The sequence below is a fragment of the Streptomyces sp. NPDC002787 genome, assembly GCF_053592095.1.
This window is the reverse complement of the sequence record NZ_JBSFVC010000032.1, coordinates 18,854-38,958: the sequence shown is the minus strand read 5'-3', so window position 1 is coordinate 38,958 and position 20,105 is coordinate 18,854. Positions and strand designations below refer to the sequence as shown.

The 20,105-nt window shown below is 70.8% G+C and carries 18 protein-coding genes and 1 pseudogene; 6 read left to right on the top strand and 13 right to left on the bottom strand.

All coding sequences use genetic code 11. The features are described from left to right. Nucleotides 1-12: 12 nt before the first annotated feature. The 6 genes from ACWD26_RS35315 to ACWD26_RS35290 all read right to left on the bottom strand — a co-directional run bounded on the left by ACWD26_RS35315 (nt 13) and on the right by ACWD26_RS35290 (nt 5,537). The gene (locus ACWD26_RS35315) at nt 13-858 is read right to left on the bottom strand and encodes a fumarylacetoacetate hydrolase family protein (protein ID WP_451276281.1); all 846 of its coding nucleotides are present in this window, start codon (nt 856-858) and stop codon (nt 13-15) included. Next, the gene (locus ACWD26_RS35310) at nt 855-1,775 is read right to left on the bottom strand and encodes a 3,4-dihydroxyphenylacetate 2,3-dioxygenase (protein ID WP_451276280.1); all 921 of its coding nucleotides are present in this window, start codon (nt 1,773-1,775) and stop codon (nt 855-857) included. The genes ACWD26_RS35315 and ACWD26_RS35310 overlap by 4 nt, the downstream gene beginning before the upstream one ends. Beyond that, a complete protein-coding gene (locus ACWD26_RS35305) occupies nt 1,768-3,228 on the bottom strand; it encodes an aldehyde dehydrogenase (protein WP_451276278.1) in 1,461 nt (486 codons plus the stop codon). Before ACWD26_RS35305 ends, ACWD26_RS35310 begins: the two co-directional genes overlap by 8 nt. A 98-nt stretch (nt 3,229-3,326) precedes the next feature. Next, nucleotides 3,327-4,139, bottom strand: a complete 813-nt coding sequence (locus tag ACWD26_RS35300) for an acetoacetate decarboxylase family protein (protein ID WP_451276276.1) — start codon at nt 4,137-4,139, stop codon at nt 3,327-3,329. A 14-nt stretch (nt 4,140-4,153) separates the two neighbouring features. Then, complete coding sequence (locus ACWD26_RS35295) at nt 4,154-5,344, bottom strand: NAD(P)/FAD-dependent oxidoreductase (RefSeq protein WP_451276274.1); 1,191 nt, start codon at nt 5,342-5,344, stop codon at nt 4,154-4,156. Between the two features lie 4 nt (nt 5,345-5,348). Then, nucleotides 5,349-5,537: a ferredoxin gene (locus tag ACWD26_RS35290; protein WP_005484148.1), complete on the bottom strand. Its 189-nt coding sequence runs from the start codon at nt 5,535-5,537 to the stop codon at nt 5,349-5,351. A gap of 172 nt (nt 5,538-5,709) precedes the next feature. Here ACWD26_RS35290 and ACWD26_RS35285 point away from each other — a divergent pair, with 172 nt between their 5' ends. Beyond that, nucleotides 5,710-7,065, top strand: a complete 1,356-nt coding sequence (locus tag ACWD26_RS35285; protein WP_451276272.1) for a glutamine synthetase family protein — start codon at nt 5,710-5,712, stop codon at nt 7,063-7,065. A 20-nt stretch (nt 7,066-7,085) separates the two neighbouring features. Continuing rightward, on the top strand, nt 7,086-8,384 hold the full coding sequence (locus ACWD26_RS35280) for a cytochrome P450 (protein ID WP_451276270.1): 1,299 nt from the start codon (nt 7,086-7,088) through the stop codon (nt 8,382-8,384). A 3-nt stretch (nt 8,385-8,387) separates the two neighbouring features. Here the strand turns inward: ACWD26_RS35280 and ACWD26_RS35275 are convergent, their stop codons facing one another. The 4 genes from ACWD26_RS35275 to ACWD26_RS35260 are packed head-to-tail and all read right to left on the bottom strand — an operon-like array spanning nt 8,388 to nt 12,679. Then, entirely contained in the window at nt 8,388-9,260 is an 873-nt protein-coding gene (locus ACWD26_RS35275) for a sugar phosphate isomerase/epimerase family protein (protein ID WP_451276268.1), read from the bottom strand. Beyond that, the gene (locus tag ACWD26_RS35270) at nt 9,257-10,273 is read right to left on the bottom strand and encodes a Gfo/Idh/MocA family oxidoreductase (RefSeq protein WP_451276266.1); all 1,017 of its coding nucleotides are present in this window, start codon (nt 10,271-10,273) and stop codon (nt 9,257-9,259) included. The genes ACWD26_RS35275 and ACWD26_RS35270 overlap by 4 nt, the downstream gene beginning before the upstream one ends. A 25-nt stretch (nt 10,274-10,298) precedes the next feature. Next, a complete protein-coding gene (locus ACWD26_RS35265; RefSeq protein WP_451276264.1) occupies nt 10,299-11,720 on the bottom strand; it encodes a sugar porter family MFS transporter in 1,422 nt (473 codons plus the stop codon). A gap of 8 nt (nt 11,721-11,728) precedes the next feature. Then, nucleotides 11,729-12,679 (bottom strand): TIM barrel protein, encoded by a 951-nt coding sequence (locus tag ACWD26_RS35260; RefSeq protein ID WP_451276262.1) that lies wholly within the window; start codon nt 12,677-12,679, stop codon nt 11,729-11,731. Between the two features lie 240 nt (nt 12,680-12,919). Between ACWD26_RS35260 and ACWD26_RS35255 the strand changes: the two genes are divergently transcribed. Continuing rightward, entirely contained in the window at nt 12,920-13,921 is a 1,002-nt protein-coding gene (locus ACWD26_RS35255; RefSeq protein WP_451276374.1) for a LacI family DNA-binding transcriptional regulator, read from the top strand. Nucleotides 13,922-14,029: 108 nt separating this feature from the next. Here ACWD26_RS35255 and ACWD26_RS35250 read toward each other — a convergent pair whose 3' ends face one another. Beyond that, complete coding sequence (locus ACWD26_RS35250; RefSeq protein ID WP_451276260.1) at nt 14,030-15,034, bottom strand: sugar ABC transporter substrate-binding protein; 1,005 nt, start codon at nt 15,032-15,034, stop codon at nt 14,030-14,032. A gap of 282 nt (nt 15,035-15,316) precedes the next feature. Here ACWD26_RS35250 and ACWD26_RS35245 point away from each other — a divergent pair, with 282 nt between their 5' ends. After that, nucleotides 15,317-16,183 (top strand): AraC family transcriptional regulator, encoded by an 867-nt coding sequence (locus ACWD26_RS35245; protein WP_451276372.1) that lies wholly within the window; start codon nt 15,317-15,319, stop codon nt 16,181-16,183. Nucleotides 16,184-16,462: 279 nt separating this feature from the next. Continuing rightward, nucleotides 16,463-17,638, top strand: a complete 1,176-nt coding sequence (locus ACWD26_RS35240; protein WP_451276258.1) for an FAD-dependent monooxygenase — start codon at nt 16,463-16,465, stop codon at nt 17,636-17,638. 109 nt (nt 17,639-17,747) lie between these two features. Here the strand turns inward: ACWD26_RS35240 and ACWD26_RS35235 are convergent, their stop codons facing one another. Continuing rightward, nucleotides 17,748-18,383: a DUF6215 domain-containing protein gene (locus tag ACWD26_RS35235; protein WP_451276257.1), complete on the bottom strand. Its 636-nt coding sequence runs from the start codon at nt 18,381-18,383 to the stop codon at nt 17,748-17,750. Between the two features lie 261 nt (nt 18,384-18,644). On the opposite strand from ACWD26_RS35235, the gene ACWD26_RS35230 reads away from it, so the two are divergent. Next, nucleotides 18,645-19,664, top strand: a complete 1,020-nt coding sequence (locus ACWD26_RS35230; RefSeq protein WP_451276255.1) for a Gfo/Idh/MocA family protein — start codon at nt 18,645-18,647, stop codon at nt 19,662-19,664. 38 nt (nt 19,665-19,702) lie between these two features. Here ACWD26_RS35230 and ACWD26_RS35225 read toward each other — a convergent pair. Beyond that, a pseudogene (locus ACWD26_RS35225) lies at nt 19,703-19,921 on the bottom strand (FCD domain-containing protein); the annotation flags it as partial. Between the last annotated feature and the right edge of the window lie 184 nt (nt 19,922-20,105).

The following is a 20,105-nucleotide window of genomic DNA, read 5'->3' as shown; positions in this document are numbered from 1 at the left end:
CGCACCGGGACGTCACCGCCTGGGCGGGCGGATGCCGCGGAACTCCCAGTCGCCGCCGAGCGCCGTCGACAGGACCTCCTCGGACTCCGTGGGCTGCGCGCCGATGTCGGTGCGTACGGCGGTGGGGCCGGTGACGATGTGGTTGGTGAGCCGGCCCAGGCCCTCCACCTCCACCTCGACGACGTCACCGGGCCGCACGGGCCGGGAGTTGGCCGGGGTGCCGGAGAGCAGGACGTCACCCGGGTACAGGGTGATGGTGCGGGCGATGTCGGCGACGAGGTAGTGCATGTCCCACTTCATCTCGTCCGTCGAACCGTCCTGGACGACCTCGCCGTTGACGTACGTCCGCAGCCGCTTGCCCCGGAAGTCCCAGTCGGTGACCAGGCCGGGCCCGAGCGGGCAGAGGGTGTCCGAGCCCTTGACGCGGAGCATCGAACCGGCGTCGGTGTCGCGGAAGTCGTGCAGGCCGTAGTCGTTGGCGATCGTGTAGCCGGCGATGTACTCGCCCGCCTCGGCCGGGGAGATGTTGCGCGCGGTCCTGCCGATGACGATGGCGACCTCGCCCTCGTAGTTGAGCCACTTGCAGCCCTCGGGGCGGACGATCGCGCCCTTGTGGGAGTTGAGGGAGGAGGTCGGCTTGTGGAAGTAGGTCGGCGTCTCGGGCAGTTCGATCCCGAACTCGTCGACCCGGCTGCGGTGGTTGAGGTGGACGGCGACGACCTTCGACGGCACGACCGGCGGAAGGTGCTGAGCCTCCTCGATCTTGACGCGGCGGCCGTCCCCGGCGACCAGTTCGTCGCCGTCGACGGTGACCTGGACGGTGGCCCCGTCCAGGAGGATGCGGCGGTACTCGGTCATGACTGGCCTTCCTCGGGGAGACGGGCAGAGGTGTCGGTCCAGCCACCCGCGGGGCGGTCGAACCAGAGGTGGACCTGGCCGGTACCGACGGAGTTCTCGTACTCCCCGTACTGCCGGGCCCTGGCGACACAGGCCCGCTCGCCCAGCGCGCCCGCCATCATCAGGTAGTGGAAGAACTTGGCCTCGGGCTTGTACTTCCAGAACTCGTCCATGGTGTCGAGGATCTTGTCGTGACGGCCCTCCTTGAACCAGGCGATCCGCTCGTAGTCGGCCTCGCGGGCTTCCGGCGTGAAGATGTGGACCGGGTCGCTGGCCTCGTGGTCCCGCAGCTCCCGCAGCGGCCAGAAGGTGTGCGACAGCGCGCCCGAGGCGATGACCAGGACCCGTCGCCCGGGGGTGGCGGCGATACCGTCGGCGAGCGCCCGCCCCAGCCGCAGATGGTCCTCCATGTCCCCGGTCTGACAGACCCCGATGGTCACCCACCGCTTGTCGGGCAGACCCTCGCCGAGGAACTTCCAGAGGTTGATGGTGGCGTAGTAGATCGGCAGGTACTCGTCCTCGATCGCGGTGATCCAGGTGCCGTGCTTGTCCGCGAACTTCTCGATGTTCAGGGCGAGTTCGGGGTCACCGGGGAAGTCGTACGGCATCCGGCACATCCCGCGCGGCAGCTCCTCGGAGGTGAAGAGACCGGCGCGGCGCTGCTGCGCGGTGACGACGAACTCGACGGTCGTCGCCCAGTGCGAGTCGAGGACGACGACGGTGTCGTAGTCGTCACGGTCGAAGACGTCCGCGCGGAGCTGCCTCAGGCCGGTGACGAGGGTGATCTCCTTGCCCTCGTTCAGCTCCAGCCGGTCGGCCTCCGGCAGGACGATGGTGGGGACGTGGGCGAGGAGCCCCGCCCCGACGATCTCACCCATGGTTGGTCCATCCGTTCGGCGCGGTCACGGTGTTCTTGACGTCGCAGTAGAAGTCGAAGCTCCAGGTGCCGCCCTCCCGGCCGACCCCGGACTGGCGGGAGCCGCCGAAGGGCGCCCGCAGATCGCGTACGAAGAAGCAGTTCACCCACACCGTCCCCGCGACCAGCCGCTCCGTGACCCGCGCGGCGCGCTCGGTGTCACCGGTGGCGAGGGTGGCGGCGAGTCCGAAGCGGGTGTCGTTGGCGAGCCGGACGGCCTCGTCCTCGTCGGCGAAGGTCTGCAGGGTCAGAACCGGCCCGAAGACCTCCTCCTGCACGATCTCGGAGTCCTGCGCGACATCGGTGAGGAGAGTCGGCGCGTAGTACTGCCCCTCCTTCCGGTGCCCACCGATCACGACTCGCGCCCCGGCCGTCACCGCCCGCCGCACGAACCCGTCGATCTTCTCCAGCTGCCGGGGATGGATGTTGGGCCCGATGTCGGTGGCCTCGTCCCGGGGATCACCTTGTCTCAAGGCGCCGGCCTTCTCCACGAACCGCCGGGTGAACTCCTCGGCGACGGACTCCTCGACGAGGAACCGCGTCGCGGCCAGACACACCTGTCCGGCGTTGTCGTACTGCTCCACCGCGAGGTCGACGGCCAGCTCCAGATCGGCGTCCGCGAACACCAACAGCGGTGACTTGCCGCCGAGTTCGAGGCTGAGCGGAGTGAGGTTGGGCGCCGCCGACTCCGCGATCCGCTTCGCCGTGGGCACCGATCCGGTGAAGCTGATCCGCCGTACGTCCGGATGCGAGGTGAGCGCGTCGCCGATCTCCGACCCGTACCCCTGCACGACATTGAGCACCCCGGCGGGCAGCCCCGCCTCGGCGGCGATGTCCGCCAGCAGCGACGCGGTGAGCGGGGTCCACTCGGCCGGCTTCAGGATCACGGTGTTGCCCGCCGCCAGTGCGGGGGCGACCTTCCAGGTGGCCAGCATCAGCGGCGCGTTCCACGGCGTGATCAGCACGGACGGCCCGGCCGGGTCCCAGCTCACCCGGTTGGTGTGCCCGCGCGTCTCGAAGTCCTCGTGCTCCAGCTTCAGCAGCCAGTCGGCGAAGAACCGGAAGTTGTGGGCCACCCGGGGCATGACACCCCGCCGGTGGGACCGCAGCAACGCCCCGTTGTCGTTCGTCTCGACGATCGCCAACTCTTCGAGCCGCTTCTCGACCCCGTCGGCGATGGCGTGAAGGAGACGGGCGCGCTCAGCGCGGGGCGTGGCGGCCCAAGCGGGAAAGGCGTTCCGGGCGGCGGTGACGGCGGCCTCGACCTCAGCGGCACCACCACGGGCGATCTCGCCGAGGACGCGCCCGTCGATGGGGGAGACATCGGTGAAGGTCCCGGCGGAGGCAACCCGCCGCCCACCGATCCAGTGCCGGGTGTCGACGGACACCCCGGCGACGACGATCTTGTCAGACATAAGAAGAGATTCCTTTTCGGAAAGGGGGCAGACCCGCCTACCTAGGGGCGCGGGGACTGCGCGATCAGCCCACGACAGCCCGCACTTCGACGACGGCCCTACTCGGCAGCCGCTCCCGACAACCCGGACTCCAACAACCGCCCGCCGTCCCAGACGACCCCCACCTGCCGGTAGTACGCGGCGATCGGCTCCTCGACGGACAGCCGAGCCAACTCCTCCGTAGGCGCCTCGAACAGCTCCAGCTCGGCCTCACCCACCCACGGCTCACCCCCCTCGAAGGACGCCGCCCCGGTCTCGACCAACTCGTCCAGCGCCAGCCCCTTCCCCTTCTCTATGGACGGCAGCCACCGGTGATGCGCCATCGGATGCGCGTTCACGAACCCGTTCGTCTCCGCCGGCTCCCGCAGCGTCACCACCGCCTGGGCCAGCCGCCGGTCCGCGGCCGCCAGCGTCGCCCCGAAGCGCGCCCCCGCCTCGATCCGCGGAGCGGGCCCCAGCGGATGCGGCCGCGTCTGATGGATGGACCCGAGCTTCTTCGGATAGCCCTGGTGCAGCCCGCGCGCGATCGCGAAGTCCTTGTCGACCCAGATGTAGACGCACCGCGAGTACGTCCGCCCCTTGTACGCGCAGCGGACGACCGCGAAGGCCTCCTTGTACTGGGAGAGCACGGGGTCGAGCAGCTCCGCCCCCGACGCCGAGCAGGACTGCCAGTCGGCCCAGATCAGAGCCACGGCCCCCGGATCCTCATCGGCCAACTCCAAAGGCTCCGGGAGGAGTTCGCGCACCCGCGCGGGATCCGTGCGGTACTCGACGGTGAGCAGGTCGCCCGAGTAGCGCCACGGCGGCGAGGGAATCAGCGACGAGGCCCCGCTCGCCGTCTTGGGGTGGAAGTATCCACGGACACTGGTCATGGTCAGGCGGTTCCTTACACGGTGAGGGCGGGCTGCTTGAGCAGTTCGGCGCGGTGGCGGGCGGCGGCGGAGACGGTGGCGGGGCCGCCGAGCGCCACGACACCGACCAGCCGTCCGGCGTGGTGGTAACCGACCAGGACGTCCGAGGCGGGGTCGCCTTCCATGACCCGTACGTCGTCCTTGCCGAGCACGGGCGCGCCGAAGGACTGCAGGCGGAAGTCGTGCTGGTCGCTCCAGAAGGTGGGCAGCGGCGCGAAGGGCGCCGGCTCGGCGCCGGTGAGGACCTTCGCCGCGTGCTTGGCGGTGTCCGTGGGGATGGACCAGTGCTCGACCCGGCGCGGTACGCCGTCGTAGCGGGCGTTGGGGAAGCGGGCGACATCGCCCACCGCGACCACCTCCGGCCGCCCGCCGACCCGCAACTGCTCGTCGGTGAGCACTCCGTCGGCCAGGTCGAGGCCGTTGCCGTCGAGCCACTCGGTGTTGGCGAGCGAACCGACCGACTCGACGACCACGTCGGCGGGCAGCACGGTCCCGTCGCCGAGCATCACGCCCGTGACCCGGTCCCCGCCCGCGAACCCGGCGACGCCCGTGCCGAGGGCGAAGCGCACCCCGCGCTCCTCGTGCCGCCGCAGCAGCGCGCGTCCGAGCAGTTCGCCGAGCGGGCCGACCATGGGCAGCGGCAGCGGATCGACGACGGTCACCTCGGCGACACCGAGTCCCACGGCGGTGGCGGCCACCTCGCAGCCGATGAAGCCGGCGCCCACGACGACCACCCGGACACCGGGCCGGGTCAGCTCCTCCCGCAGGCCCCGCGCGTCGGCGAGGGTGCGGACGGTGTGCCGGCCGGTGAGCGGGCCGGGGCAGGACAGCCGCCGGGGCCGCATACCGGTGGCGATCACGAGGCCGTCGTACGGCAGCTCCGAGTCGTCGTCGAGTACGACGGTGCGCTCGGCGAGGCGGGAGGCGACGACCTTCGTGCCGAGCCGCCATTCCACGTCGTCCACGCTCGCGCGGGGACGGAAGGCCAGCGACTCGAAGGGCGCCTTGCCGGCCAGCACCTCCTTGGAGAGCGGGGGCCGGTTGTAGGGCATGTGGGGCTCTTCGCCGACGAGGGTGATCGCCTCGGTCCAGCCGGCCGCGCGCAGCTGCTCGGCGGCGCGCAGGCCGGCCATGGAGGCCCCCGCGACGACCACGTGTCCTGTCACGGTCTCAGCCCTCGATCCGGATGGCCTGGAGCGGACAGACGTCGGCCGCTTCCTCGACCTCGTCGAGCAGGGCGTCGTCGGGATCGCTGACGTAGGCCAGACGCCCGTTCTCGTCGAGCTGGAAGACGTCGGGGGCGGCGAAGACACACTGTCCGTGGTCCTGGCACTTGTTCATGTCGACGACGACCTTCATGGCCGGTCCTCCTGAAGTAGCTCGTTTGGCTTCAAACAACATAGGAAGCCGCCTACCCCTGGTCAATACCTGTCCAGGTGGATAATTTTTTCGCCCCAGCCCCTTGTGGGTCGCCGAAGCCGTTCATATCGTTTGGCATCAAACAAATGGCTCAGTCGTCGAGGAGACAACGGTGAGCGCATCTGAAACACCGGCCGTCGGGCACCACCAGGAGCGGCTGGCCGCCGAGGGCATCGACGTGGTCCGGGTGACCTACCCCGATCTCATCGGCACCGACCGCGCCCGCGACGTCCTGCTCGACCAGCTGCCCACGGCCTGCGAACACGGGCTCGCCTTCTGCCGGGCGGTCTACCACACCTCACCGCAGGGTGACGTGGTCCCCGTCCCCGGAGGCCTGGACGCCGGCCTGCCCGACATCCATGTCCGCCCGGACCTCGACACCCTGGTCGCCCTGCCCTGGGAGCCCGGAGTCGCCTCCTGCATCGGCGAGACCATCGACCCGGCCACCGGGTCACCCGCCCCCGAGTCCCCCCGCGACCTGCTGCGCTCGGTGCTCGCCCGATGCGCCGAACAGGGCCTGCGCCCGATCGTCGGCCCCGAACTCGAGTACTTCCTCTGCGACGAGGACCCCACCTCCCCGAGCGGCTTCAAGCGCTACTCGGACGCCGCCGGAGTCGTCTACACGGCCGGCCTGCGCGCCGACCCCGACAACCATCTGCTGCGCACCCTGCGCCTGCTCCGCGACCTCCGCGTCGGCGTCACAGCCGGCAACCACGAGTTCGACGGCGGCCAGTTCGAGATCAACCTGACGCACTCGGAGGCCCTGTCGGCCGCCGACCGCTCCTTCCGCTTCAAGGCCGCCGTCAAGGAACTCGCACGCAAGGAGGGCCGGCTCGCCACCTTCATGGCCAGGCCCTTCAACGACGCGGGCGGCTCCGGCTTCCACCTCCACCTGTCCTGCGACGACGAGCGCGGACACAACGCCTTCGACGACTCCTCCGGACAGTACGGGCTGTCCGGCACCGCCCGCCACGCCATCGCCGGCGTCCTCGCCCACGCCCCGGCGCTCGCCGCCCTCGCCAACCCCACGGTCAACTCCTACAAGCGCTTCGGCCCGGACACCCTCGCGCCCTGGCTGATCGACTGGGGGCTGGACAACCGCAGCGCCATGGTCCGCGTCCCGCCCGAGCGCGGCTCCGGCGCCCGCCTGGAGCTGCGGCTCGGCGACGCGAGCGCCAACCCGTACCTGCTGATCGCGGGCACGATCGCCGCGGCACTGCTCGGCGTCGAGGCGGGCGAGGAACCTCCCGCCCCGCTGGAGGGTTACGGCTACGACACCGCGAGGGCGGCCGTGCTGCCCATGAGCCTGTCCGCCGCGCTCGACGCGCTGGAAGCGGACACCGCCCTGACCGAGATCCTCGGCAAGGACTTCACCACCTCGTACCTCAGCTACAAGCGCGACGAGGTCGAACGCTTCCAACGGCACGTCACCGACTGGGAGTTCACCGAGTACGCCTACCACCTGTGACGTCCAGGAGAACCACCACCATGACCACTTCCGCCCACCGCGCCTCCGTACGCGAAGCCGTCCAGGAACCCCTGCCGCTGGACGACGTGGACCTCGCCGACCTCGACAACTTCACCGACGGCGTCACCCCGTGGCGTATGTTCCACACCCTGCGCCACCAGGACCCGGTGCACTGGCAGCCGGAGGAGGCCCCCAACTCCGGCTTCTGGGCGGTGACCCGGCACGCCGACATCGCCCGCGTCGACCGCGACGCGGAGACCTTCACCTCGACGAGGTTCGTCAACCTGGAGGAGGTCGACGAGGACCAGATCAGGACCCGCGCCTCCATCCTGGAGCTGGACGGCGTCCGCCACCGCGCCCTGCGCAGCGTCATCCAGCGTCAGTTCGGCGCGAGCGTCATCAACAGCTACACCGACTTCCTGCGCGGCCTCACCGCCACCACCCTCGACGCGGCCCTCGCCAAGGGCACCTTCGACTTCGTCGCCGACGTCTCCGCCGACTTCCCCATCAACGTCCTCGCCCGGCTCCTCGACGTACCCCCGGAGGACAACCAGCGGCTCATCGACTGGGGCAACCGCATCATCGGCAACACCGACCCCGACTACGCGGACGTCCTGCTGAACAGCGCGGAGAGCGAGCAGTACCGGCACCTGCCCTTCCGCTCGCCCGCCTCCCTCGAAGTCTTCGAGTACGGCCGCGAGCTGGCCCGGCAGCGGCGCGGCGGCGACGGCACCGACCTGGTCTCCAAGCTGGTCAACACCACCCCGCGCGACGGCGTCCCGCTCTCCGCGCAGGACTTCGACAACTACTTCCTCCTCCTGGTCGTCGCCGGCAACGAGACCACCCGCCACACCATCACCCACTCGATGCTGGCCCTGCTCCAGCACCCGGAGCAGCTCGCCCGCCTCCAGGAGGACCCGTCGCTGATCCCGGTGGCGACCGAGGAGTTCCTGCGCTGGGCGTCGCCCGTCTACCACTTCCGCCGCACCGCGACCCGTGACGTCGAACTCGGCGGCAAGCGGATCAAGGAGGGCGACAAGGTCGTCATGTGGTACGCCTCCGGCAACCGCGACGAGGAGGTCTTCGGCAACCCGTACGACTTCGACGTCGCCCGCGCCGACAACGACCACGTCACCTTCGGCAAGGGCAGCCCCCACCTGTGCCTGGGCAACCTGCTGGCCCGCACGGAGATCCGCATCATGTTCGAGGAGCTGATCCCGCGCCTCGCCGACATCCGCCTCGTCGGTGACGTTCCGCGCGTCCGGTCCAACTTCGTCAACGGCATCAAGAAGCTGCCGGTCGAGGTGACTCTCGCCTGAGCGTCAGCGCACCGCGAGCTCCTTGGTGATGCGGTCCAGCATGAATGTGGACGACTCCTTCGCCCGCTCCTCCCAGGCGAAGACACAGGCGGTGGCCACCCCGTCGAAGTCCAGCTCGCGCAGGGTGCCGAAGAAGACGTCCCAGTCCACCTCGCCCTGGCCGATGTCCAGGTGCTGGTGGATGCGGGCGGTCGTACCGGGCGGGTTGAGGATGTACCGCAGGCCGCTGGAGCCCTTGTGGTTGAAGGAGTCCGCGATGTGCACATGCTTCAGCCTGTCGCCCGCGTACCGCAGCATCGCCGCGATGTCCGCGCCGGTCTCCGAGGCACCGGAGAGGTGGAAGGAGTGCGGGGCACAGTAGAGGTAGTTCACCCAGGGCTCGTTGATCGCGCGGACGAGGTCGACGGCCGGGGTGTTCTCCTCGCAGAAGTCGTCCGGATGGGCCTCCAGGTTCAGCGCGATGCCCTCCCGCTCGAACAGCGGCAGCAGCTCCTCCAGCGAGCGCCAGAACGCGGCCTCGCTCTCGGCGGCCCGCTCGGGGCGGCCGTTGAACTCCGAGTTCATCAGCGGGCATTCGAGGTCTGCGGTGATCTCGATCATGCGCTTCCAGTAGCGCACGGCGGCCTGCCGCTCGGTCTCGTCCGGTGAGGACCACTTGTACAGCGGCAGCACGGAGGACAGCCGCACACCGTGTGCGCGCAGGGAGTTCTTCAGCTCCGCGACGCGCTCGTCGTCGGCCCGGGGATGCAGGAAGAAGGGCATGAAGTCGTCGCGGGGCGACAACTCGATGTACTCGTAGCCGATTTCGGCGACCGTGCGCACCATCTCGTCGATCGGCAGCGCGCGGAGCATATAGGGGTCGAGGGCGATCTTCACGCGACACCTCCGTAGAGTGCGGGCCGGGGCTTGAGGTCGGTGGCGACGACACGGCCCGACTCCAGGGCCTCGACGGTCGCGCCGGTGATGACGGTGGCCGCGTAGCCGTCCCAGGCGGACGGGCCGGTGGGCTCCTCTCCGGCGGCGACGGCGGCGATCCACTCGCGGAACTCGGCGTCGAAGGCGTCGGCGAACCGGCCCACCCAGTCCGTGAGCACCTCGGTGGTGTGCTGACCGGCACCGCGCACGGCGACCGAGGCCGGGTCGGGCAGCCGGACCAGCCCCTCCTCGCCGACCGCCTCGCACTGGATGTCGTAGCCGTACTGGCAGTTGACGAAGACCTCCAGATCGATACGGACGCCCTTGGCGGTCTCGAAGAGCATGATCTGCGGGTCCTTGAGGTGGGCGAACCGCTTGCGCGTGGCGCGCGGCGTCACCACCTGGGCGGAGACGATCTCGTCGTCGAGCAGCCAGCGCAGCACGTCCACCTCGTGCACCGCCGTGTCCAGGGCGGCCATCGAGGAGGTGTACGACTCCGGGACGGTCGGGTTGCGGTGGGCGCAGTGCACGATCAGTGGCTCTCCGATGCGGCCGGAGTCGATGACCTGCTTCATCTGCCGGTAGCCGGCGTCGTAGCGGCGCATGAAGCCGACCTGGACCAGACGGCGGCCGAGCGCCGTCTCGGCCTCGACGATCCGCAGACAGTCCTCGGCGGTGGTGGCCAGCGGCTTCTCGCAGAACACCGGCTTCCCGGCGGCGATCGCGTTCAGCACATGCTCGGCATGGGTCGGGCCCCAGGACGTCACGAGGACGGCGTCCACCTCCGGAGAAGCGATCAGGGCCGCGCCGTCGGCCGGCACCTGGGCCCCGATCGGCGCCGCCGCCTCCTCGGCGCGGGCGGTGTCGATGTCGGTGACGGCGGTGACACGGGCGCCGGTGACGGTGTCGGTGAGGCGCCGGATGTGTTCCTTGCCGATCCAGCCGGCGCCGATGACGCCTACACGTACGGTCATGGTCTTTCCTTAGAGATGAATCGAGTCAGGAGAAGCGCGTTTGGAGTTCGGCTTCGAGGGTCTCCAGCGAGCGGCCCCGGGTTTCCGGGACGTAGAGCTTCACGAAGGTGAGCGAGAGGACGCCGGCCACCACGAAGAGGAAGAAGGTGTTGGAGACACCGACCCCGGAGACCAGGGACGGGAAGACCAGGCCGATCAGGAAGTTGGTCAGCCACAGCACCACCGCCGCGACGCCCATGCCGAAGCCGCGCATCCGCATCGGGAAGATCTCCGACAGCATCAGCCAGGTCACCGGCGAGATCGCCCCCTGCTGGAAGGCGAGGAAGGTGACGGTCATCGCGAGCACGGCGTACGCCCGGCCGTCACCGGCGGGGAGGGTGAGCGAGAAGATCCCGATGAGCAACAGGGCGGCCGTGGTGCCGATCTGACCGGTCATCAGCATCGGACGGCGGTCGGCGCGGCCGAGCAGCCAGATGCCGACGAAGGTGGCGAGCACCGAGATGACACCGTTGGCGATGTTCGCCGTGAGCGCGCTGTCGGAGGCGAAGCCGGCGTCGGTGAGGATCTGGGTGCCGTAGTACATGATCGTGTTGACGCCGGTGATCTGCTGCACGATCGCGATGCCGAAGCCGACGAACATCAGCCTGCGCAGCCACGGCGTGGCCCTCAGGTCCCGCCAGCCGCCCAGCTTCTCCTGTTCCTCCTTGACCGCGAGCGCGGACACCTCGCTCAGCTCGGCCTCGGCCCGCTGCCGCGACCGCACCTGCTTGAGCACCTCCAGGGCCTCGCCGAAACGGGTCCTGGAGGCCAGCCAGCGCGGGCTCTCCGGCATCACCAGCATCCCGAACCAGAGCACGACGGCCGGGAGGGTCGCGAGGACGAGCATCCAGCGCCAGACACCGCCCGACTCGCCGCCGACCCGTGCGATGACCGCGTTGGAGGTGAAGGCCAGCAACTGCCCGGTGACGATCATCAGTTCGTTACGGGTGACGAGCGCGCCGCGCCGCTCGGCGGGCGAGATCTCCGCGAGATAGACGGGCACCGTCACCGACGCGCCGCCGACCGCGAGACCCAGCACGAACCGGGCCACGACCATGACCGCCGTGTTCGGCGCCAGTGTGCAGCCCAGCGCGCCGACGAAGAACACGACGGCGAGAACGAGGATCGTACGGCGCCGCCCGCGCGCGTCCGACATCCGGCCGCCGACGATCGCGCCCAGGGCCGCGCCCAGCAGCAGCGAGCTGGTGACCATGCCCTCGGTGAAGGGCGTCAGACCGAGGTCCTCGGTCATATACGGCAGGGCGCCGTTGATGACGCCGGTGTCGTAACCGAAGAGCAGTCCGCCGAAGGTGGCGATGAGGGTGATGAGCCGCAGCCGCCGGGAGACGGCCGGTGGCGCGTCGTCGGTGACCGGGGTGGCGGATGTCGTGCCGTCCTTGACAGCCATGGGCGCTCCTACCGTTCGAGGGTCGGACGCCGGGTACCCGTCAGCCCGCAGCCGGACAGCTGTTCACGGGTGCGTACGGCGACGGGCAGCGGCACCTCGGGCGCGCACGGGTAGAGGTCCTGCTCGACGATCACGAACAACTCGGCGTCCAGTTCGGCGAGTTCGGCCACGACCTCGGCCGGGTTCGGCACACCGGCCGGCGGCGACACGCACACGCCCCGCCGCACGGCCTCGCCGAACGACAGGTTCTCGGCGGCGACCTGGGCGAGGACGGCCGGGTCCATCTGCTTGATGTGGACGTAGCCGACACGCTCGCCGAACCGGCGGATCAGGTCGAGGTTGTCGCCGCCGCCGTAGGCCACGTGCCCGGTGTCGAGGCAGAGGTTGGTGCAGCGGGAGTCGGACTCGTTCAGCAGCCGCTCGATCTCTGCCTGCGTCTGGATGTGGCTGTCGGCGTGCGGGTGGACGACGAGCCGTATGTCGTACTCGTCGAGGAGGAGCCCGCCGAGCCGGTCGGCGGCGCGGCCGAAGCCGGCCCACTGCTCGGCGGTCAGCTCCGGCGACTCGGTGAGGGCGCCGGTCTTCTCGTCCCGGTACATCGGCGGGATGAGGACGAGGTGGTGGGCGCCGGCGGCCGCCGTCAGCGTGGCGACCTGGCGGACGTGGGCGAGCATCTCGTCCCAGGCCTCCGGGCGGTGCAGCGCGCCGAAGGCGGTGCCGCCGGAGACCTGGAGCCCACGGGCGTCGAGTTCCTCCTTGAGCCGCCGCGGGTCGGTGGGGAGATAGCCGTAGGGGCCGAGCTCCAGCCACTTGTACCCGGCTTCGGCCAGCTCGTCGAGGAAGCGGGTGTACGGCACCTGGTGCTCGTCCTCGGGGAACCACACGCCCCAGGAGTCGGGGGCGGAGCCCAGGCACAGATTGCCCACGGTGGTACGGAGTGGGGATGGCGCCGTTGCCATGACGTGTGTCCTTCGCGGAGAGGGGCAGGGACGACCGGGGAAGGTGTCGCGCTCTACTAGCGCGCTCTAGTGCGAGTACGATGACCCCTGTCCAAATGTCATGTCAATAGCCTGCCGCCGGGAGATTTCGAGCCCCTGGCCCCCGGCCTGCCCCGAGTGATCCTCCGGGCAGGCCCTATGGTGGGCGGCGGGTGGAGGGTGGGTTCACAGGTGAGTGCATCGGGCAAGCAGCGGCCCACGATGGCGGACGTCGCCGCGAGGGCGGGCGTCTCCCGGGCGCTCGTCTCGATCGTGTTCCGCAACCAGCCGGGGGCGAGCGAGGAGACCCGTGAGCGGGTGCTGCGCGTCGCCGACGAGATCGGCTACCGGCCCGACAGCGCGGCCCGGCTGCTGGCGCGGGGCCGCAGCCGCACGCTCGGCGTGATGTTCACCGTCCACCAGACCTTCCACACTGACCTCATCGAGGGCATCTACCCGGAGGCCGAACGCCTCGGCTACGAGGTCCTGCTCTCCGGCGCCACCCGGGGCCGCAGCGAGGAGAAGGCCGTCGAGGCGCTGCTCAGCCACCGCTGCGAGGCCCTGATCCTGCTCGGCTCCTTCGCCGAGCCCGACTTCCTCGAAGGCCTGGGACGCCGTACCGTCGCCGTCTCCGTCAGCCGCCGTGTCCCCCGCGCCCACGTCGACTTCGTGCACTCCGCCGAGGGCAAGGGCGTACGGCAGGCGATGGACCATCTCGTCGAGCTGGGGCACCGCCGGATCCTGCACCTCGACGGCGGCCGGGGGCCCGGCTCGGCCGAGCGGCGCCGCGCGTACCGTGCCGCGATGCGCCGTCATGGCCTGGAGTCCGTGGCCCGCGTCGTTTCGGGTGACCACACGGAGGAGTCGGGCATCGAGACCGGACGCCTGCTCCTCGCGGAACGCGACCGGGGGCAGCCCCTGCCGACGGCCGTCCTCGCCGGCAACGACCGCAGCGCGATGGGCCTGTTGATGTCCCTGACCCGGGCCGGTGTCGAGGTGCCCCGCGATCTGTCCGTCGTCGGCTACGACGACAGCCACCTCTCCCACCTGATGCCGATCGGCCTGACCACCGTCCGCCAGGACGCGCGGCTCATGGCGGAGCACGCGGTGCGGTTCGCGGTGGAACGACTGGAGAAGCCGGAACTGGAGCCGCGAGAAGCCGTGTTGGAGCCGAAGCTGGTGGTACGGGGGAGCAGCGGGGCGCCTCCGGAAGGGGCGGGCTGAGGCGGGTGCGGAGGGCCGCCGGGGCTCGGCGCGTGGGAGCGGCCGGCACCGCGTGTGCGATGCCGACCGGTACGCGCGGCGCCCATGGTGCCGAGGTGAGCCGTGGCGTCAGCGGGTGCCCTTCGCAGCGAACTCGGCGACGTCGTCCACGTTCTCCTTGGTGATGAAGGCGGGGCCGGTGAGGACGGGGGCGGTGCCGCCGCCGCTGAGGTTGCCGTTCGTCCTGTAGAGCCACAGGGCGTCGACGGCGAGGTAGCCCTGGAGATAGGGCTGCTGGTCGACGGCGAACTCGACATCCTCGTCCTTCACGGCCCGTACCAGGTCCTTGTTGAGATCGAAGGTGGCGACCTTGGCCTTGCCGGCGGCGTCGGACACGGACTGCACGGCGGTCAGCGCGATGGGGGCGCCGAGGGTGACCACCCGGTCGATGGAGGAATCCTGCTTGAGCTTCGCGGTGATCGTCGACTTGACCGAGGGCATGTCGGTGCCGTTGACGTAGAGGATGTCGGTGGTGCCGCTGAAGCCCTTCTCGAGGCCCGCGCACCGGGCTTCCAGGGCGACCTGTCCCTGCTCCTGGATGACGCAGAGGGCGTGCTTGGCGCCCGCCTGGTTCAGGCGTTCGCCGAAGGCCTGGCCGGCGATGTTCTCGTCCTGGCCGAAGTACTCCAGCATGCCGAGTTCCTTCCAGTCGTCGACGCCGGAGTTGAAGCCGACGACCGGGATGCCCGCGGCCGTGGCCTTGGCGACGACCTCCTTCATGGCGTCCGGCTTCGCGGCGGTGAGCGCGATGCCGTCGACCTTCTGGTCGATGGCGTTCTGCACGAGGTTGGCCTGGTTGCCGGCGCTCGGGTCGCTGGAGTAGACGAGCTCGATGTTGTCCTTGGCGGCGGCTGCCTGGGCGCCCTTGCGGATGAGGTCCCAGAAGGTGTCGCCGGGGGAGGCGTGGGTGACCATGGCCACGGTCATGCGGGGGGTGTCGGCCGTGCCCGCGGCGGCGGTGTCCCCGCCCTCCGCGGACTTCTTGCCACCGGAACCGCTGGAGCAGCCGGCGGCGAGCAGGGCGCCGGCCAGGACGGTGGCGGTCAGAGCGGCGACTCGATGGTGTCTGTGCATGTCCCTCGCACCTCGCTGTGCTGGTCAGGGTGGGTGTGCGGGCCGACGGCCCGAAGAGCTAGCGCGCTTCACTAGTGCGCTCTAGTGGCATGACTATGGGGCCGCTCCTCGGTGATGTCAACGGGTATGTCAGGACGTCTCAACAAATCACGCACGCGGCTCCGCCGAACCGGCTCGGCCATGCCGGCCCACCCCGATCCACCCGACCGGAGCGGGCACAGGATGTCGGGTCCGGCAAGGTGGCTTCTTCCTAACGTGGTGATCGAAAGGAAGGAGGCCGGGGTGCTGGAGCGGCTGAACCAGGCCATGGAGCACATCGAGCGCCACCTCGATCAGCAGATCGACGTGGCCGACCTGGCGCGGATCGCGGTGACGTCGGAGTACCACCTGCGGCGGCTCTTCTCCGCACTGGCGGGCATGCCGCTGTCGGAGTACGTCCGGCGTCGGCGGCTGACGGTCGCCGGCGCCGAGGTGCTGGCGGACGACCGGACGCTGCTGGAGATCGCGGTGCGCTACGGCTACGGCTCGGGAGAGGCGTTCGCACGGGCGTTCCGTGCGATGCACGGCGTCGGGCCGGGGGAGGCCCGGCGGGCCGGCGCCCGGCTGCGGTCCCAGCCCCGGATGTCCTTCCGCCTCGTCGTCGAAGGGAGCGGCAGCATGCGGTATCGGGTCGTGGAGAAGGCGGAGTTCCGGGTGGTCGGGAGGAAGGCCCGTGTCCCGCTCGTGCACGAAGGGATGAATCCGGCGATCGCCGACTTCATCCGGAGCATCGGCAAGGAGACCCTGCGGCAGATCGAGGGCCTGTCCGATCAGGAGCCGTCGGGGATCGTCGCCGTCAGCGACAACCTCGACTCCAGCCGGGCCGAAGGGACCGAACTCGACTACTACCACGGCGCGGTGACCCGCGCCGCCGTCCCCGAGGGCATGGACGAACTCACCGTGCCCGCCGGGACCTGGGCCGTCTTCGAGAACTCCGGGCCGTTCCCGCAGGCACTCCAGTACCTGTGGCGGGACGTGTTCACCCAGTGGTTCCCGTCCAATCCGTACCGGAGTCGCCCGGGCCCCGAGATCCTGCGGACCCGACTGTCGCCGGACGCGGCGCGGGCGGACGCGGAACTGTGGATTCCAGTGGAGCGCAACCCGCTCTGAGCGTGGAGCGCAACCCGCTCTGAGCGTGGAGCGCAACCCGCTCTGAGCGTGGAGCGCAACCCGCTCTGAGCGTGGGGCGCAGCCCGCGCTGAGTGTGGGAGCGCAATCCGCCCCAGGCGTGGACCGCAACCCGCTCTGGGCGTGGGAGCGCAATCCGCCCCGGGCGTGGAGCGCACCTCGCTCAGAGCGAGGGCGCGCGGCGACTTCGCGTCGTCGCGCGCCTGCCTCAGGCCCTCGTCCGCCCGGTAGCGTGGAGAGACGTCGACCTGAGGTGGGGGCATGAGGGCGATCGTGGTGGGGGCGGGTATCGGGGGACTGGCCGCGGCGCTGAGCCTGCGGCGCGCCGGGTGTGAGGTGACCCTCGTCGAACAGACGGCACGGTTCACCGAGATCGGCGCGGGCATCCAGCTCGCGCCCAACGCCACACGCGTACTGCGTCGACTCGGCCTCCTCGACGCGGTCGCCGCCCGGTCCACGCGGCCGACGGGGCTGAGCTTCCGTACCTGGTCCGACGGCGGCGAGATCTGCCGTTACGCGCTGGGACGCGAGGCCGAGGAGGCGTTCGGGGCGCCGTACCTCCAGACCCACCGGGCCGATCTGCACCACGCCCTGGCCGCCGCGGTGCCGCCCGGGTCGGTGCGGCTGAACACCGTGGTCGTGGGCATCGGGCAGGACGACAGGTCCGCGCAGGTGACGACGGCCGACGGCGAGCGCCTGGAGGCGGACCTCGTCGTGGCCGCCGACGGGGTGCGGTCCGCCGCCCGGCAGTGGCTGTTCGGCGCGGACGAGGCCCTGTTCTCGGGAACCGCCGCCTACCGGGCGCTGCTTCCGGCCGACAAGGTCGCCGACCTGGACCTGCCGGAGTACGCCCTCTGGCTCGGACCCGGGCGGCACTTCGTGCACTACTGGGTGCGCGGAGGGGAACTCCTCAACGTCGTGGGCGTCGTCGGGGCGGAGAGCGCGCGGGAGTCGTGGACCGCCCGGGCCGAGCCGGGGGAGCAACTGCGCGCGTTCGAAGGGTGGGACCCGCGCGTGATCAGCGTCATCGAACGGACGGGCACGGTGCTCCGCTACGGCATCCACACCCGTGCCCCGCTCGCCCGCTGGAACCTGGGCCGCGTCACCCTGCTCGGTGACAGCGCCCACGCGATGGTGCCCTTCCAGGCCCAGGGCGCGGCACAGGCACTGGTCGACGCTGCCGTGCTCGGCGACGCCCTCACGGACGCGACACCGGCCGACGTACCGGAGGCGCTGGACCGGTACGTACGCCGACGGCTGGCCACCGCCACGAAGGTGCAGGCCAGTTCAGTGCGGGCGGGTGAGGACTACCACCTGCCGGACGGACCGGAGGCGGCGGCGCGCGACGCCCGCCTGGCCGCCCAGGCGGCCGACAACGAGTTCGGCCCCCACGCCGCCGCGTGGGGAGCCGACGCCCTCGACGAGCGGATGCCGTGACAAACACCGACAGCGGACAGCGCACGCGCCGGTGACACGGGCGCGCGCGTTCGCCACCGCGGTGCCTCGGTGGTGCCGTCGAGGTGAGCCGAGCGCCGCTGGTGGCTCGTCAGACCGCGGGCTTCCAGCCCGGGATCGTCGGCAGCACCTTCTCGGCGACGCGGAACAACGCCTCGTCGTCGGGTGTCAGGGCGTCCTCGCGCCAGATGACGAGCTCGTAGGCGGTGCCGCTGTCCTTCGCGTCGCCGGCGACCAGCAGATGGCGGGCGACGCCGCCGGGGCCGGAGTCGGCGTCGCCGCCGTCGAGCCGGAAGGAGATGGCGATGGTCCGGCCCGAGTAGAGGACCGCCGGGTGCCCCAGGACCGTCCTGGTCCGGGCGCTGTCGCCCAGATAGCCGACCGACTCGGCGACGGGGAGGTCGTCGTGGGACGCCGAGAGCTCCACGGTGTAGGTCTCCAGCTCGACGGTCGCCTCAGGGGTGACGGTCTTGGTGCCGTCGGCCCAGGTGGACTCGCTTTCGCTGCCCGACGCGTTCACCGCCTGCTCGGTCGGGGTGCCGAGGAGCCTCGGCAGGTCGGCACGGTTCAGCGCGGTGCACAGCTGCGCGCCGGAGACCTTGCCCCGGGCCGCCGGCGAGGCATCGTCCGAGGGCGAGCAGACGGCCGGCCCCCGGTCCGCGGACGTCTCGTCGAGCGAGTCCGGGAGGAACCACATGCCCCCCACGAGCGCTCCGACGGCAGCCACCGCCGCGAACACCTGGGCCCCCGGCCCGTGCCTTGTCTGGAATCAACGGAATCGTCGACCATGTCCCCCACCTTGATGTGCACACGCCCCCCGTGCGCTGGGGGAGCCTAACTCCCGGGCGTTCCAAGGGGAAACGAGATTCTCCGGGCCGGATGCCGGCCCGGACGCCGTCGACAAGGGCAACGTCGCCGAGGTGGCCGCGCTCGCGGCCAAGGGCATCCGCCGGCCGACGCGATCGCCCCACGAAAGGAAGGACCGGCCATGTCCCAGCAGGACTCACTCGGTGTCGCCGTCATCGGCACCGGACGGATGGGCGCCGACCACGTGCGCCGGATCACCGAGGTGACCAGCGGCGCCCATGTGGCCGCCGTCGTCGACCTCGACACCGACCGGGCCGAGGCGATCGCCGCCGGAGTCGGTGGATGCGTGGCCTTCGCCGACCCGGCCGAGGCACTGGCCGCACCGGGCGTCGACGCCGTGCTCGTGGCCTCCCCGGGCCCCGCCCACGAGGCCGCCCTGCTCACCGCCTTCGAGCACGACCTGCCCGTACTGTGCGAGAAGCCCCTCACCCCGGGCACCGCCTCCGCGCTGCGCCTGCTGGAGGCCGAGCAGGCGCTGGGTCACCGCAGGGTGCAGGTGGGGTTCATGCGCCGCTACGACCGCGAGTACGTCCAGCTCAAGGCCCTGCTGGACAGTGGGGAGCTGGGCCGGCCGCTGATGCTGCACCACCGGCACCGCAACGCCGGGGCCCCGCCCGGCTTCACCGACGCCATGGCCGTCAACGACTCCGTGGCCCACGAGATGGACATCACCCGCTGGCTGCTCGGCCAGGAGATCACCGCCGTCACCGTGCTGCGGCCCCGGCCGTCCGCGCACGCCCCCGAGGGCCTGAGCGACCCGCAGTTCGTCGTCTTCGAGACGGACGGCGGTGCCGTCGTCGACGTCGAGATCTTCCTCACCGCCCGCTACGGCTACCAGGTCCAGGCCGAGGCGGTGTGCGAGAACGGCACGGCCCGCGTCGGCGAAGGGCACGACATGCTCGTCAACACCGCCGGGCGCTGGGGCGGCACGGTCACCCCGAGCTACCTCGAGCGTTTCGAGGACGCCTACGACCGTCAGGTCCAGGCTTGGGTCGACGCCGCCCGCCGTGGCGAGGTCACCGGCCCCGGCACCTGGGACGGGTACGCCGTCACGGCGGTCTCCGAAGCGGGCGCCCGCGCCCAGAGCGACGGTGTCCGGGTCGAGATCGAACTCGTCGAACGCCCCGACTTCTACCGCTGACGCACGACCGCACCCGACCTCCACCGCCGCTTCACGCCACGGCGGGCCGGTGCCGCGAAGATCGCCTCGTGCCCAGCGAGGGTGCGTCCCGCGGCCCGCTCGTCGACGAGCCCGCGCCAGACACGGGCCCGCAGGGTACGGCCCGAGACGCCGTCGAGCAGGGTGACCAGTGATTCGTTGCCCGTGGCGGCGACGACCGCGCGGTGGAACGCCGCGTCGTGCGCGTTGAGCAGCTCGACGTCGTCACGGGCGGGCCGTCCGCATGGCATCCAGGCACGGCTTCCCGGGCGAGATGTGCCCTGTCCGTCAGAGACATGTGATGTCTCCCTCTGGGTGAACCGTTCCTTTCCCGGTCAAATCGGCCAACTTCTCTTTGTCTCTCGGTGTTTTCATCCCTGCACAACCGTTGACAGTAGTGGTCCGCATGCCTGACGTTCGTGC